Below are 15137 nucleotides of genomic sequence, written 5' to 3'. Positions count from 1 at the left end.
GGCGCGCGCCTGCGAGCGGCCGCCCCCGGCGGCCGCGAGTCAGCGCGTGCGAGGGAGTCGGTCGCCGCAGGCGACCGACGAGGTTGGGGAGGCGTGAGGTTGCGGTGCGGTTGCGGTCGGGTGGGACTCAAAGGGGCAGCCGCGAGGACGAAGCCCGGCGCAGTAAGCACCGCAGCGAGCACCGCGAGCGAGGAGCGCAGCAAGCCGCGCGAGTCGTCGCGGCTGGGGCTTTGGCGGTGTTCGTCGCAGATTCAGCGATCACGTAGTACCGAGCGGCTGTGGCTTTGGCGGTGTTCACGGTCGACGTCTACACGACCGCGACGGCCTCCGAAAACGACGCATAAACGCCCGACTGCGACCTCAGGTCCGCTTCCGTATTACCGCAGCGCGTCGAGATCGAACTCGAAAGCGGCCACCGGGACCTCCAGGTCGTGTTCGACGAGGACCGCGGGGTGCACCTCGCCGATCACACCGACCCGCTCGCCGTCGATCTCGACCGCGGCGGTCCGGCCGTCGATGAACGACGGGTGCTCGGTGCGGGGCGTCGCCAGCTCCGCGCCGAAGTCGTCGCACACCGCCTGCAGGCGGCCCTTCGCGGCCTCGTAGGAGGCGTCTCGCCGGGCGACCGCGCCGGCGACGCGGCGGCGCTCGGCGACGTTCGTGTTCTCGGCGTCGTCGCGCTCGGCGACGAAGCCGACCTCCGCGACGTCCTGCGGGTAGGCGTTGTGGGTGTTCCGCTCCAACAGCATGACGAGCGAGGGGAGCGCCCACGTGCGGAGCTGGGTGTACTCCTCGCTGTACGGCTCCGAGATCTCGACGGGGTCGCCGCCGCCGAGGACGGCGGTTCCCGGCTCCACGTTCATCCGATCGTAGTTCTCGGTGCCGCTCGTCATGTGGAAGTTGAGCAGGTCCTCGAAGCCGAGCCCGACGAGGCTCGTCCGGACCGCGTCCTCCAGCCGAGAGCGCTCGTGGCGCCCGCCGACGGTCCCCACGTCGGGGTAGCGCGGCTCCAGCTCGTCGAAGCCGTACGCCCGGCCCACGTCGTCGACCAGGTCGAGCGGGTGAAGCACGTCGACGCGGTACGGCGGAATTTCCACCTCGTAGGTGACGTCCCCGTCGAGGGTGTAGGAGGCGTCGAGGCCGGCGCGCTCGAAGCAGTCGACGACCTCCTCCGGCTCGAAGCCGACGCCGAGTAGCGTCTCGATCCGGTCGTGGCTCACGGACTTCTCGTCGGTGTCGAAGTTCGGTCTGACGAGCTCCGCGCCGTACTCGTCGGGAGCGGTCGCGCCGTCGGCGTAGTTCACTTCCACCTCCTCGACCGTCGCGCCGCGGGCGGAGAGCGCGTAGCAGACGATGTTGCACATCCGGTCGATCGTCCACTGGTCGGTGCCGGTGAGCTCGACGAACAGCTCGCGCGAGCCCGTCGTCACCTCGGTCCGCTTCCCGTTGATGACGGGCGGGAACGAGAAGAGGCCGAGCTCGTCGTAGATCGCGGGGTAGCGGTCGAGGTCCGCGACGAGGTCGGCGTAGGTTCGCCCCGTGTCGTGCTCCTCAAGCACCGCGGCGGGCGTGAGCTCGTCGTTCGCGTCCAGCGGGACGAACGTGTCGCCCTCGGGCGCGACTCCGCGGTAGGTGATCGACGGCTCCGCGCCCTCCTGTAGGGGCGCGCCCTTCACCATCGCGAGGTCGTGGATCCCGATCGCGCCCTTCGCGCGGCCGCGGCCCATCGTCGCGTGGAGCTTCTCCTGGAGCTGGATCAGCGAGTCGAGTGCGCCCTCGTCGAGGTCGACGCCCCGGATCACGGCCCCCGTCACGTAGGGGCGCTCGTCCGGCACCGACTCGTCGACCTCGATCGTCCACTCGGGGTCGTTCGTCTCGGGGACGTAGACGCCGCGGTCGTCGCCGTAGTGGTAGCGCAGCGAGCGCGCGACCCCCTCGACCGAGAGGCGGTCGAGCCGGTCGGGCGCGAACTCGAACTGGAGGAGCCCGTCGTCGGTCTCCCCCTCGAACTCCAGGCCGAGCCCGAACAGGTCCTCCTTGAACTCCGCGTCGCTCGTGTCGGTGCGGCCGGTGAGCCCGCGCAGCTCGTCGGTGTCGATGTCGACGACGGGCATCAGTAGCTCACCTCCGCGTCCCGCAGGAACTCGATGTCAGCCAGCGTCCCGTGGAGGTCGCGGATGTCCTCCGCGCCCGTCGTCAACATCGCGAGTCGTTCGAGGGCGAGCCCCCACGCCATCACGTCGCAGTCGACGCCGAGCGGGCCGGTGACCTCCTCGCGGAAGACGCCCGAGTTCCCGATCTCGATCTCCTCGCCGGTCTCGGGGTGTTCGCCGAACAGCTCGAAGGAGGGCTCCGTGTACGGGTTGTAGTGGGGTTTGAACCGGATGTCCGTGATGCCGAACTGCCGGTAGAACTCCTCGAAGGTGCCCATCAGGTCGCGCACCGAGAGGTCCTCGGCCATCACCCACCCCTCGATCTGGAAGAACTCGAGGAGGTGCGTCGGGTCGAGCGTGTCGTTGCGGTACACCTTCTCGACAGAGAAGTAGCGCTGCGGGGGTTCCAGCTCCGCGCCCGCGATCCCCGAGAGGTACCGCATCGACAGCGAGGTGGTGTGGCCCCGGAGGGCGACCTCGCGGGCGAACTCCTCGGACCACGGCGAGTGGTAGCCGTCGCCGTCATCGCCCCACCCCTCCCGGTGGGCCGACTCGACCCGCCGGATCAGCTCCTCGGGGATCTCGTCCATCGGGTCGACGTCCAGCGCGAACCGGTCCCAGTGGGTCCGTGCCGGGTGGTCCTGCGGCATGAACAGGCAGTCGTTGATCCAGAAGTCGCTGTCGGCGTGGGGGCCCTCCATCTCCTGGAATCCCATCCCGACGAGGACGTCCTTCACGCGGTCGGCGGTCCGGCGGAGCACGTGTTTCCGCCCGCCGCGCGTCGTCGGGGCGTCCGCCTCGACGTTGTACTCGGAGAACTCCACGTCGCGCCACTCGCCGCTGGCGAGCAGCTCCGGCGTGAGCTCCGAGACGGTCTCGGTCGCTTCGACGCCCGTCATCAGCGCGTCGACGCCCTCCTCGGTGAGCGTCACGGACCGAGTCACCGACTCGCCGCGGACGACGAGCCCGCGGGAGTCGAGCTGTTCGAGTACCGCCTCGTCGACCGCGGGCTCGTCGCCGTCGGCGAGCGCCGCGAGCGCTGCCGCCTCCGGGTCGGCGTCGGGGTCGGCGTCGGGGTCGACCCGGAGCTCTCCCGAGTCGATCGAGCCGAACCCCTTCCGCGCGAAGTTCGAGAGCGCGATGTCGACCTCGGGGCCGTCGAGGTCGGCCTCGCCGATGACCCGTCCCATCGAGACCGGTGCCTCGTCGGCGTCGAGCGCGAGCCCGGCCCCGTAGAGCCGCGTCTCGGGAAGCCCGTCGCCGACGTAGCGCCGTCCCTCGTCGGTGAGATACAGCGTCTCGGCGGCGCGTTCGGTCACCGAGAGCAGCCCCTCGTCGCGGAGGTCGAAGGCGGCGCCGACGACCGTCTCGGACTTCAGCCCCGCCTCCGCCGCGATCTCGTCTATCGTCCGTTCGTCCGTCGCGCTCGCGGCCTCGAGGACCGCGAGCTGTCGTTCCGGGAGTCGCATTCGAGTTGTATCCATACGCGTGTGGCTGGTTGGTAACGGTTCCGGCACGTCGCCGGCAACGGTTCCGGCACGTCGCCGGCAACGGTTCCGGCACGTCGCACTCGCGGGACGGCACGGGGCGGCTTCGGCTCCCGCGTGACCGTCCCGACCGCCGAACCGCGCGGTTTCGCCGCCCGATCGCGGGGCGGGTCCGCCGCGCGCCGGTCAGTTAAAAAAGAACCCGAACGCGTCGCCGGCGGCTCTCCGGGCGATACCAGTCGTGGCGCGTTCGAGTGCCATGCGATCCCCTGACGCACGCGAGCCGTTAACCGTTTCGCTCCGGTCGGCCGATCCGTCGATCCGTTTGAATTATCGTTTCTGATTAACGACGGCGAGTGTTTATATACTGGTTCGGCGACGAGAGGGGTATGAGCAGTGTTCCGACAAGCGCTTCCGACGCCGCCTCGCGTCCCGGACCGGTCCGGGTCGCCCACGGCTGCGACGACCGACCGGCGAGCCGAGCTGTCGTCGAGGCGGTCGCCGACCTCGTCGGGGTCGCCCCCGACGGGCTCGCCGACGAGGCCGACATCGTCCTGTACGACCACGTCGACCTCGACGCGCTCGACGCGCTCGTCGAGCACCGCGCGGACGGCGGGGTCTCCCTCTCGTTTTCCGTCGCCGAGTACGACGTCCGGGTCGACGACGACGAGGCCGTCGCGCGAGTTACCGAGTAGGAACCGCCGAGCGGTTCGCCCCCCTCAGCTCCCGTCTTCCGTCCGTTCTCGAAGCGCCGCGATCCGGTCGCCGAGCGGCGGCTGCACCTCGAACCACGTCGACCAGTCGCCCGTCTCGGGCTCGACCCCCCGAATCGCGGCGACGCGCTCGAAGGCGTCGGCGACGCGTCCCGCGCCGACGGCGTCCGCGGCGCGGTCGTCCGCCGCGTACTGCACCCGCCGGCCGACCCAGAACGCGGCGACCCCCACGGCGACGAGCGACGCGAAGCCGGCCTGAAACGGCACCGTAACCGTCACGATCGCCGCCAACACCGCGAGCACCGCCGCGATCGCGACCGCGCGGAACTCGCCGTAGTACGTCTCGACGCGACCCGCCTCGGCCGCGAGGAGGCCGAGCGCGACGTCCTCGTCGAGGTCGTCGAGCACGCTCTCCGTGACGAACAGGACCCGCCTGCCGGGCGGGCCGCGGACGCCGACGTCGACCCGGCCGATCCCCGATCCGTCCGCGCCGGTCGCCGCCTCGCCGGCGATCTCCTCGTCGCCGGTCTCGATCGCGACCCGTTCCACGTCGAGGCCGGCGGTCTCGCGGAGCGAGGCGAGCCGCGCCCGCTCCTCGGGCGTCGGCTCCCGCAGGTCGCGGAAGCGGTCGGCCGCGTACAAGGGTCCGACTTCGACCGCGAGGAAGGCGACGACGGCGACGCCGACGAGGAACGCGACCGTGAGCATGGCTGCCCCTCCGTCCCGGACCGAATAAAACGACCCGATACGCCCCGCACCCGGCGCCCCGTCAACGGGGGACCCGCCCGGCCAGGTTCCTGACCGCCCGCGCGGCGTCGCTCTCGGGCGCGGCGCCGACGACCGGCCGCTCCGCGGCGACGGAGCGCCCGACCCGCGGATCCGCCGGGACCACCGCCGCGGGCGCGCCCAGCGCGTCGGCGATCGCTTCGGTCGGCGGCTCCTCGGTCACCCGGTTGACGGCGCAGCCGACGAGCCCGGCGTCGAGCTCGCGGGCGAGCTCTCGGGTCCGGATCGCGTCGGCCAGCGCGAACGCCCGCGGCGAGACGACCAGCAGGCACGCGTCCGCGACCGCGAGCGGGACGCCGGCGTCCGCCCGCCGACCGGCCGGGCAGTCGAGGACGACGACGCCGCGCTCTCGCTCGATCGCGGCCATTGCCGCACCCAGCTCCGAGAGGTCGCAGGCGCGGGCGCCGGCGAGCGTCCGCCCGCAAGGGACGACGTCGACCGGGCCGGCCCGAACCGTTTCCGTCGGGTCGGCGCGCCCGGCGAGCACGTCGTGGAGGTCCGGACCCCGGCCGCCGGGGAGGTCGGCCATGCCGAGGTCCGCGTCGACGACGACCGCGTCGAGCGCGGCGGCGACGTTGTACGCGAGCGTCGTCTTCCCGACGCCGCCCTTCCCTCCGGCGACTGCGAGGATCACGCGAGCCGCTCCAGCGCGTCGATCGGGACGTCCGTCGCGTCCGCGCGCTCCGCCAGCGACGCCGCGCGCTCGCTCACCGCTCGGAGGAGCTCCTCGTCGGCGTCGAGCCGGTCGGCGAGGTCGGCGAGCGCGTCGACGCCGCCCGCGTCCGCGACTATCTCGGTCGCCGTCGCCACGTCGGCGTCGGTCAGTCGCTCCGCCCGCTCGACCCGGGCCTCGACCGCGGCGAACCGGTCGTCGACCGAGCCGGGAGCCGACCGTCCGGATCCGCCGGCGTCGCTCCGGGCATCGTCGCGCTCGCCGTCGGAACCGCGAGCGTCTCCGACCGGGGCGGTGTCTTCGGGGCGGCCGTCGGCCTCGCGATCCCCGTCGATCGCCGCCCGTGGCGGCCGGTATTCGTCGAGTTCGCGGAGCGCGTCGGCCGGCGTCGGCTCGGCGTCCCCGCCGTCGCCGGTGAGGCCGGCGGTTCCGCGGGCGGTTGCCTCCGAATTGACCGGCTCGACGCCGGCGATTTCGACCGGCGGATCGACGGGTGGCGCCGGGACCGCGAAGCCGAACCCGATCCGCTCGCCCGGATCGACCCGCAGCGTCACCCCGGTCGCGTCCCATCCGTCTGCCGGGACGCCGCCGCGTCGCGGCGGCAGCACCGGGGCGTCGAATCGGCTCTCGACTCGCACGCGGCGCGGGACGGCCTCGCCGTTGCGCACCCGACAGCGCACCAGCGACGCGTCGCCCGCCCGGTCGACGGTCCACGAGAGATCCATACGCCGGCTGCCGCGGCATCCGATTTAAACGTCGCCCCGGCGCAGACGTCGCTCACGGGTCGGGTGCGATCTCCGGTACGGGGCCCGGACGAGCGACTGCCGCGTCGAGTACCGCTTCCGGTGAGATCGAGCTGTACCGAGCGAGCCAACGCGCGGCCTCGACGCCGAGCGTGACCGGCGCGTTCAGGTCGGCCATCCGAACCGCCGCGAGCGACGCGGCGAGTCGCGGCCCGTCGTACGCCGACGGTCCCGCCCCGGCCCGCGGCGGGGCGCCGCCGGGGACCGCGTCGAGAGCGTCTCGAAACGCCGGATACGCCTCGGTCGCGAGCTCGCGTCGCGCCTCTCGCCGGCGATTCCGGAGCCGGTCTTCGAGTTCGAGCCGTCGCTCCCGCTCGTCGCGGGCGCGGGCGGCCCGCTCGCGGGCCCGTTCGAGCGCCTGTTCGGCCGCGATCCGCTCCGTCTGCGCGGTCGAGAGCTCCGCCGCGGCGGACTCGAGATCGCCGAGCGTCTCGTCGGTCTCCGCCTCGACGGCCCGCCGCGCCCGAACGTCGCCGCGGAGCGCCGCGACGCGCTCTTTCAGCCGTTCTTCTTCGCCGCTCGCCGCCGCGACTCGCCGCCGGGCCGCGGCGAGGTCGACCGATTCGAACTCGATCGCCGCGATCTCGTCGCGGAGCCGACCGAGCTCGTCGCGCACCGACGACTCGCGCCCGCGCGACCGGGCCGCCGCCGCGATCTCCCGTCGGAGGCTGGTCCCGGTCGGCACCCGGCAGAGCACCGTCGCGGGCGCGGGGACCGGTCGCACTCCGGTCTCCGACGCCCCGGTCACAGCTCCTCGCCCTTCAGTCGCTCCGGGTCGGGATGGTCCGTCCCGGCCGCGAACGCGGCGTACGGCGTCGCCGCCGCCTCTCGATTCGCGTACGCGTTCGCCGCCTCGCGGACCGACTCGTCGAGCGCGGCGAACTCGTTGAACGGCTCCGTCCGCTCGATCTGGACGTCGCCGCCGTGCGACTCCCGGAGCCGCACGGCGAGGAACGCGGCGTACTCCGTCGCCTCGAGCAGCGCCGCCCGCCCGAACCGCCGGACGACCGACTCCTCGTGGCGTCGACACAGGTTTCGGAGGCCGGTGCGGGCCGCCTCCGAATACGTCACGATCAGCAGCACGGACGCGGCTGATCGAGGGTCGAACTTATCGGTTCCGAACTACTCCGGATCGACTACTCGTTCGACCTCGAAGTCGGGGACTGCGTCGTTTTCGAGGTCTGTCAGATCGTCGAACTCGTTCGCGTCGATCCCGGAAAGCGCGAGCACGCGTTCGCGGGCGGCCGGCGCCGAGGGCGCCACGACGATCCGCCCGTCGACAGGGTCGTCGCCGACCGCGCGGAACACGTCGTCGTCGCCGTCGAACTCCGTGGCGTACGTCCGGAGCACCGCCGCCACCCGCCGCTCCGTGTCGGCGAGGTCGGCGTCGCCGTTCTCGAACGCGCGCAGGGCGTCCTCGACGTTCCGTATCGCTGAGATGCGGTCCATCTACGTCGTCCGCAGGTGGCCCTGCTTCGGCTCGTACACCTCGCCCTTCGTGCGGAGCTTCTCGATCTCCTGTTCGGCCTTCCCGGGGTCCATCCCGATCTCGCCGGCGCGGTCGAGCACCTCCTCGACCGGCGCGCCCTCCTGATACTCCTCCTCGATGTCCGCGATGAGTCCCTTGATGTTCTTGATGCGGTCGCGCTGGCTCTTGGAGGTGCCCGTCTCGACGACGTCGGCGTCGAACTGCCCCGTCTCGGGGTCGACGCCGATGTCCTTCAGACAGGACTCGACGATGTCGGTCGCGCGGTCGGCGTCCTCGCGCTCGACGGTGTCCGAGAGCCGGAGCCGCGCGCTCGCCTCCGCGAGCCGCACCATCGCCTCCAGCTTCCGGGCGGTGACGGGAACGGGGGCGTCCTCGTCGGCGCCCTTCGAGCGCAGGTCGACGTAGAACTCCTCGATGAGCTCCTTCGCCTCCTCCGTCATCGTCGGGTAACAGGAGCGCTTCGCGTGGGCGATGTACTTCCGGAGCAGCTCGGCGTCGATCTCCGGCGCGACCTCCTGGGTGACCTCCGCCACCTGGTCCGAGGTGAACTCCGAACTCGCCAGCTCCTCGCGCTGGGTGTTGAGCTCGCCGGCGTAGTTCGTCTTGATGATGTGTTTCGCCAGCCGGGAGTCGTGTTCCGGGTCCGGGCTGTCCGTCACCGTGAAGATCAGGTCGAACCGCGAGATGAGCGCGGGTTCGAGGTCGATCTGCTCGCCGATCGGCTCGTACTGGTCGAACCGGCCGTACTTCGGGTTCGCGGCGCCGAGGAGGGAACAGCGCGCCTTCAGCGTCGCGTTGATCCCCGCCTTCGAGACGGAGATCTTCTGTTGTTCGAGGCCCTCGTGCATCGCGGAGCGGTCGGAGGAGTTGTGAACAACGAGGCCGTTCGCGACGAAATTGTGCGTCTCGTCGACGGTCAAGTCGTACACCCTCGGTCGCCGCCCGTCCTCGATCCGAGCCAGGAGCGAGCGCAGTTCGTCGTTGACGGCGTCGACTTCGGCTCCGATCGCTTCGTGGAGATCGCCGAGCCTGTCGGTCTCGACGGTCCCGGACAGCCACCGCGACACGGTCGCTTGATCAACGTCGAGCGACGAGGCCACGTCGGCCTGACTGACGCCGTACGCGTCGAGCGCCGCCGACAGTTCCGCCCGCGTTTCGCCGACCTGACCCCGGTCGAGCAGCTCGCGAGCCCGCCGCTCTGCGGTTTCGACCGGCCCGCCGATGACGTCGGCGAGACGCTGCCGGAGCACCCCGCCGCGGTGTTCGGTCGACTCCGGCGGCACGGTTTCGACCGATTCGACGCGGCGCCACTTCACGTCGCCCCCGACGAACTCGCGGAGGTCGCCGAGATCGGTTTCCTCGACATCGGCGAGAATCTCCCGGAGTCGATCGGTTATCAGCCGACGAACGTCGTCGCTCTCGCCCCATCCGCGGGAGATCTGCTGTTGTGACAACGCCGTTCCCTCGGCGAGTTCGGACTGAGAGACGTGGTACCGCTCGCGTATCTCGGCGAGGATTTCCCACGCCGGTTCTCCGTCGAGCGCGCGACGGTCCTCGGCCGCCGCCTCCAGTCTGTCTTCGAATGCGGCGAGTATCCGGCGCGCTCGATGGAGCGACACGTTCGCGGTTCCGCTCTCGAAGTCGTGATACGTGACCGCGTCGAGCCCGCACTCGCTCTGGTGAAGCCGAAGCGGTTCGCGACACCGCGTCAATTCGTCGTCGACCTCCGGAATTACGTCGAGAATTGTACGGTCGCCGTCGGCGGCCTCGACCACTCGGTCGAGCGCCTCCGCCTTTCGGGTGGCGGTGAATCCGATAGCGCGGCGGAACGCCGCGAGCGAGTCGGCGTCGGTCACCGTGAGGTAGTACACGTCTCGGCCCCCGCTTCGTTCGCGGTGTTGGAGCTGGCTCGACACGCCGAACTGTAAGAGGAGGGTACGCGTGCCTCGGAGTAGATCCCGGCTCGCCGACGCTATCCGAACGTTGCCCGCCGACTCGTCGACGTGGCCCTCGCTGTCGGCGAGCGCACGGACGAACGCGGCCTTCGCCGCGCGGCTTCCCGTCGAAACATGTGTCGGGAAGCATTTCTCGTCGTATCGACCGAGGTTCATGCCCGCGTCGAGGACGGCGTCGGCGTGCTCTTTTCCAGTGACGCGGACGGTCTCGACGCCGCCTTCCCGACTCTCGCTCGGGGGGCGAGTCGGTTCTGCACCGAACGCCTCCCGCGCCGTCCGCTCGAAGTCGGCCAGCAGTTCCTCGTCGGTGTTGGTGAACCGAACGCCGTAGACGCCCTCCTCGCGGTCGTAGTAGACGTTCCCGTCGCCCGAGAGGTACCCGAGGACGCTCGCCATCGCGGCGTCGACTCCTCTGCCGTCATCGACGGGTTCGGCGTCGATACTACCGCCTGCAGCCGCCACCGCTCCCGCGCCGTCCGTCGCTTTCGCCGGAATCTCGCGGGGGACGTACACCCAGTCGCCCGCGTCGAGCGTGGCCGCCTCGCGCTCGACGCGCTCGCCGTCGTCGAGGACGAAGAACGGGTGATCGGCCGTCGCAGTCAGCGACTCTCCGGTCTCCATCGTCACCCGCGTCAGCTCCGACGGCGCGTCGTACTCGTGGACCGCGGTGACGGGACGCTCGACCAGCCGCCCGTCTTCGTCCATCGTCCAGACGTCGAGGTCGACGTCGCGGATTCGTCGGCCGTTCGAGAGCTCCTCGATATCGCCGTCTTCGGCGGCCTCTCGCGCCAGCTCCTCGATACGTTCCACGCGCCCGTCCGCGAGCGTGACCAGCGTGTCGCCCGTGACGCAGTCCATCTTGTCCAGCTCGTCGACCGCGGCGATCCCCTTGTCGGCGAGCACGAGCGCGCCGGCTTCGAGCGACCACTGCTGGCCGTCGCCGAAGTCGTCTCTTACAGCTGCAGCCGTGAGTCCTGCAGCAGATGATCCTTTCCCCGAGGTATAAACTGATCTCGGAGCAATATTCTCGACATAACTGATCATCTGACTCTTCCCTGTACCCGGATCTCCGATCAGGAGCATGTGCAGGTCGCCCCGGATCCGCGAGCCGTCGGGGAGGTGTTTGGTGACGCCGGAAAAGAGCTGGAGGATCATCGCGAGCTTCTCCTCCTCGTAGCCGTAGATGGCGGGCGCGATGGAACCGACCATCGCCTCGTAGATGTCGTCGCGGTTGGAGAGTTCGATGATCTCGCGTTTGTCCTCTTCGGTGATGTCCATGTCCTCGAACTCCTCGTCCTCGATGGAGATGGAGACGCCGTCCATGTAGAGGTCGAAGATGGCGGACTTCTCGTTGCCCTGCTCGACCTGCTCGATGTGGAGGACGCCGACGCAGGTGACGTGGTCGCCGGGGCTCACCTTGCCGGTGATGTCGTCGACGATGTCGACGTCGAGCGACTGGGGCGTCTCGCCGCCGCGGAGCCCCTCGGGCGACTCCTGGATCCGGAGCTTCTGGGAGTCGATGAACTCCGACTGGTCGAAGTTGACGCGGAACGGGCCCTGTCGCTCGCAGCCCTGACACTCGTGGGGCTCCTGGAAGCCGCCGTCGCTCTGCGGGATGTACGTCATCGTGCCGCAGCGCTGGCACTCGAAGGCGGCCTCCGTCACCTTCGGGCGGACGTCGGTCGCCTTGCGGACGATCCCCTTGACGGAGACGAGCTTGCCGATGTGGTCGTCGTGGACGCGGATGCCGCGGATGTCGATGCTCTCGGGGAGGTTCTCGATCCGGACGTGCGCGCGTCCGAGGCTGACGTCGGCGGGGAGGTCGTAGAGTCGCAGCGCCTCCTCGGCGTACTCGCGCATCTGGTCCGGCTTCGTGCGGAAGTCCTCGGCGAGGTCGCGGTCGAACTGGAACAGATCGTCGTAGTCGACGTAGAGGGAGCGCTGTTCGTTGGGGTATCGCTGCGCGAGGGTGCCGATCTCCTCGCGGTAGTAGTTGCGGTAGAACTGAATGAACCGCTCCGTGAGGTCCTGATTCCCGGCCTGAGCCATTACGAAACCCCTTCGTCGCCATCACGTATGAACCTCATGTTCGGAGTGAAGGTGGATCGCGACGGGGCTCGTTCGCCTCCCGAACGCGGCCCCGTTACGCCTTCGTCACGAACGTCGCGTCGGCCGAGGTGCGCCCCTCGTTGAACGAGAGCACCTTCGCGCGGATCACGTCGCCCTCGGAGAGGCCGCTCGGGATGTCCTCGGCGAAGACGACGAACCCCTCGACCTTGCCGACGGCGACCTCCCCGCCCGAGTGGTGATCGGTGAGCTCGGTGACGCCGAACTCGTACGTCTCGCCGATCTCGACCGGCGGCTCGCGCTCCTGCGCGGCGTCGTGAGCGCGCTTCGACTCCCGCGCCTCGCCCGAGGGCCCCCGCAGGCGACGGAACAGGCCCAACAGGACGAGCAGGGCGATCACGGCCGCGGCTCCGACGACGATCGGGTCCGACGGTATCATACCGGTCGGTCGGCCCGCGGTCACGTAAACGCACGGGGTCCGGTGACCACGCTCAGTCGACGCACCCGGTCGACCATGCTCAGTCGACACGCCCGGCCGAATGCGCTCGGCGGCAACGCCCGGCCGACCGCCGCCCACATGAGAAACGCCTTTGCGCTGGAGCCCCCGTCTCGACGTGATGCGAACAACGCTCGGTCGCCGTCGACTCGCCCGCGGGCGTGGTGCGGCGTGAAGGTCGCGGACGCGGTGCCGGAGTTCGCCGACGCGTTCGGCTTCGAGGAGTTCAATCGGATGCAACGCGAGGCGCTCCCGGGTATCTGGGAGACGGACCACAACGTCGTCGCCTCCGCGCCGACGGCCTCGGGCAAGACCGCGCTCGCCGAGCTCGCTATCTGTAAGACGCTCTCAGAGGGCGGCACCGCCCTCTTTATCGCCCCCCTCCGCGCGCTCACCAACGAGAAGGAGAGCGAGTGGGAGCGCTTCGAGGAGCTCGGCTACTCCGTCTACGTCGTCTCCGGCGAGCGCGACCTCAACCCCCGCCGCGCCGAGCGCGCGGACGTGCTCGTGACGACCCCCGAGAAGGCCGACAGCGCGACCCGCAAACACGACTCCGCGCGCTACTCGTTCGTCACCGACGTCGACTGCGTCGTCATCGACGAGGTCCACCTGCTCGACTCGGAGAAGCGCGGCGCGGTGCTGGAGGTGACCGTCTCGCGGCTCCGCCGCCTCCAGGACCCGCGCGTCGTCGCGCTCTCGGCGACGATGCCGAACGTCGGGGACGTCGCCGAGTGGCTCGACGCGCCCGCGGAGACGACCTACGAGTTCGGCGACGAGTACCGCCCCGTCGACCTGGAAACGGGCGTGAAGACGTACTCGCACGGCTCGAACGCCTTCGCCGACAAGTACCGGCGGCTCTACCGCGCGCTCGACCTGGCCGAGCCGCACGTCCGCGAGGACGGGCAGGCGCTCGTGTTCGTCTCCTCGCGGCAGGACACGGTGCAGGCCGCCAAGAAGGCGCGCGACGAGATCACCGACCGCGACATCCCGATCGACTCCCGGGGCGACTACGACTTCCACAACGAGGCCAAGGAGCTCACCAACGACACGCTCCGCCAGTCGGTCACCGACGGCGTCGGCTTCCACCACGCCGGGCTCGGGAAGGGGGACCGCGACCGCGTGGAGGAGTGGTTCAAACAGGGGAAGATCAAGCTCCTCTTCTCGACGTCGACGCTGGCGTGGGGAGTGAACCTCCCGGCGCGCTGCGTCGTCATCCGCGACACGAAGTACCACGACCCGCTGGAGGGCGAGACGGACATCTCGCCGCTGGACGTGCTCCAGATGCTCGGTCGCGCCGGGCGCCCCGGCTACGACGACGTGGGATACGGCTGGGTGGTCTGCGACCGCGCGGACGCCGACAAGTACCGAGAGCTGCTGCGCGAGGGCAAAGAGATCGAGTCCCGGCTCGCCGCCGAACTCGAGTCGCACCTCAACGCGGAGATCGCGATGGGGACGATCCGCGGGCTCGAGGACGTGATGGCGTGGTTGGAGACCACCTTCTACTACGTCCGCGCGGAGTCGAAGCCGGACGAGTACGACTTCGGCACCCTCCGCGACCGCGTGCGCGACACCCTCGACTCGCTCGTCGACGACGGCTTCGTCGCGGCCGACGACGACCTCGCGATCGAGCCGACGGGGCTCGGCCGTCTCGCCTCGAAGTACTACCTCCGCTTGGACACCGCCCGTCGCTTCCGGCGGCTCGCCGACCGCGAGACGCTGACGGTCGACCGGATCTTAGAGACGGTCGCGTCGGCCGGCGAGTTCGACTCGGTGTCGGCGCGGTCGGCCGAGGCGGACGCGATCGACCGCATCCTCGACGGCCACGACACCGACCTCGAGGACGGTCACCGGAAGGTGTTCGCCATCCTGCTCGCCGGGATGGCCGACGCGATCCCCTCGGACCTGCGCTCGGACGCGTGGGTGATCCGGCAGAACGCGCTCCGCCTGCTGGCCGCGCTCTCCGAGTTCCTCGACCGGTTCGCCGGCCCGCGCGCCGCGAACCTCGCGTGCCGCGTCGAGGCGCGCGTCGAGCACGGGGTCTCCCGCGAAGCGGTCGCGCTCACCGCGATCGACGGGGTCGGCTCCGGCCGCGCGGAGCGGCTCGCGGACGCCGGGCTCACCTCCCCCGCCGCCGTCGTCGACGCCGGCGCGGGCGCGCTGGAGAACGCCGGCATGAGCGGCTCCGTCGCCGAGCGGATCGTCGACGCCGCCCGCGACTGCCCCCGGATCGACGTCGACTGGGGCGACTTCCCCGAGGCCGTCGCCGTCGGCGAAAACGAGATGTGCGAGGTCGCGGTCTCGACCGTCTCCGGGCGCGCCCGCACTGGGATCCGGGTCACCGTCAACGACGTGGAGATGACGGCGACGACGACGTACCTCGACGGCGAGACGACGGTCCCGGTCGGCGTCTTCGGCCCCCCCGACGCCGACGAGCTGGAGTTCGTCGTCGAGGTCGTCTTCCCCGACCTGCCGCTGATGCCCGTCCGGGCGACGCGGACGGTTCGGGTGACGTAGG

The 15137-nt window shown here is 70.6% G+C and carries 12 protein-coding genes; 2 read left to right on the top strand and 10 right to left on the bottom strand.

Annotation, left to right across the window (positions count from 1 at the left end; translation table 11 throughout):
• Positions 1 to 377 precede the first annotated feature (377 nt).
• Both pheT and pheS read right to left on the bottom strand, forming a co-directional pair.
• Positions 378 to 2114 carry a phenylalanine--tRNA ligase subunit beta gene (gene pheT, locus B4V04_RS16165; protein WP_498232737.1) on the bottom strand — a complete coding sequence of 579 codons (1737 nt, stop codon included), beginning with the start codon at positions 2112 to 2114 and terminating at the stop codon, positions 378 to 380.
• Complete coding sequence (gene pheS / locus B4V04_RS16160) at positions 2114 to 3622, bottom strand: phenylalanine--tRNA ligase subunit alpha (RefSeq protein WP_498232827.1); 1509 nt, start codon at positions 3620 to 3622, stop codon at positions 2114 to 2116. Before pheS ends, pheT begins: the two co-directional genes overlap by 1 nt.
• Positions 3623 to 4029: 407 nt before the next feature.
• Between pheS and B4V04_RS16155 the strand changes: the two genes are divergently transcribed.
• Positions 4030 to 4335, top strand: coding sequence for a HalOD1 output domain-containing protein (locus tag B4V04_RS16155; RefSeq protein ID WP_498232736.1), 306 nt, complete (start codon positions 4030 to 4032; stop codon positions 4333 to 4335).
• Positions 4336 to 4359: 24 nt separating this feature from the next.
• Here the strand turns inward: B4V04_RS16155 and B4V04_RS16150 are convergent, their stop codons facing one another.
• The 8 genes from B4V04_RS16150 to B4V04_RS16115 all read right to left on the bottom strand — a co-directional run bounded on the left by B4V04_RS16150 (position 4360) and on the right by B4V04_RS16115 (position 12565).
• The gene (locus tag B4V04_RS16150) at positions 4360 to 5061 is read right to left on the bottom strand and encodes a peptidase (RefSeq protein WP_498232735.1); all 702 of its coding nucleotides are present in this window, start codon (positions 5059 to 5061) and stop codon (positions 4360 to 4362) included.
• 61 nt (positions 5062 to 5122) lie between these two features.
• Positions 5123 to 5773, bottom strand: coding sequence for a nucleotide-binding protein (locus B4V04_RS16145; protein WP_498232734.1), 651 nt, complete (start codon positions 5771 to 5773; stop codon positions 5123 to 5125).
• Complete coding sequence (locus tag B4V04_RS16140; protein ID WP_498232733.1) at positions 5770 to 6537, bottom strand: DUF7857 domain-containing protein; 768 nt, start codon at positions 6535 to 6537, stop codon at positions 5770 to 5772. Before B4V04_RS16140 ends, B4V04_RS16145 begins: the two co-directional genes overlap by 4 nt.
• Before the next feature lie 52 nt (positions 6538 to 6589).
• Positions 6590 to 7363: a DUF7856 family protein gene (locus B4V04_RS16135; RefSeq protein ID WP_498232732.1), complete on the bottom strand. Its 774-nt coding sequence runs from the start codon at positions 7361 to 7363 to the stop codon at positions 6590 to 6592.
• Positions 7360 to 7698 carry a DUF7855 family protein gene (locus B4V04_RS16130; protein ID WP_498232731.1) on the bottom strand — a complete coding sequence of 113 codons (339 nt, stop codon included), beginning with the start codon at positions 7696 to 7698 and terminating at the stop codon, positions 7360 to 7362. The genes B4V04_RS16135 and B4V04_RS16130 overlap by 4 nt, the downstream gene beginning before the upstream one ends.
• A gap of 39 nt (positions 7699 to 7737) precedes the next feature.
• Positions 7738 to 8064 (bottom strand): DUF7854 family protein, encoded by a 327-nt coding sequence (locus B4V04_RS16125; RefSeq protein ID WP_144798227.1) that lies wholly within the window; start codon positions 8062 to 8064, stop codon positions 7738 to 7740.
• Positions 8065 to 12108 (bottom strand): LAGLIDADG family homing endonuclease, encoded by a 4044-nt coding sequence (locus B4V04_RS16120; protein WP_498232730.1) that lies wholly within the window; start codon positions 12106 to 12108, stop codon positions 8065 to 8067.
• A gap of 94 nt (positions 12109 to 12202) precedes the next feature.
• Positions 12203 to 12565, bottom strand: a complete 363-nt coding sequence (locus B4V04_RS16115; protein ID WP_498232729.1) for a TRAM domain-containing protein — start codon at positions 12563 to 12565, stop codon at positions 12203 to 12205.
• Positions 12566 to 12793: 228 nt separating this feature from the next.
• Between B4V04_RS16115 and B4V04_RS16110 the strand changes: the two genes are divergently transcribed.
• Positions 12794 to 15136: a DEAD/DEAH box helicase gene (locus B4V04_RS16110; RefSeq protein ID WP_498232826.1), complete on the top strand. Its 2343-nt coding sequence runs from the start codon at positions 12794 to 12796 to the stop codon at positions 15134 to 15136.
• Position 15137 lies beyond the last annotated feature (1 nt).

It is taken from the genome of Halorubrum sp. B52 (assembly GCF_059752555.1).
The sequence above is the reverse complement of the archived record's forward strand: the minus strand, read 5'-3'. Positions and strand labels throughout refer to the sequence as shown.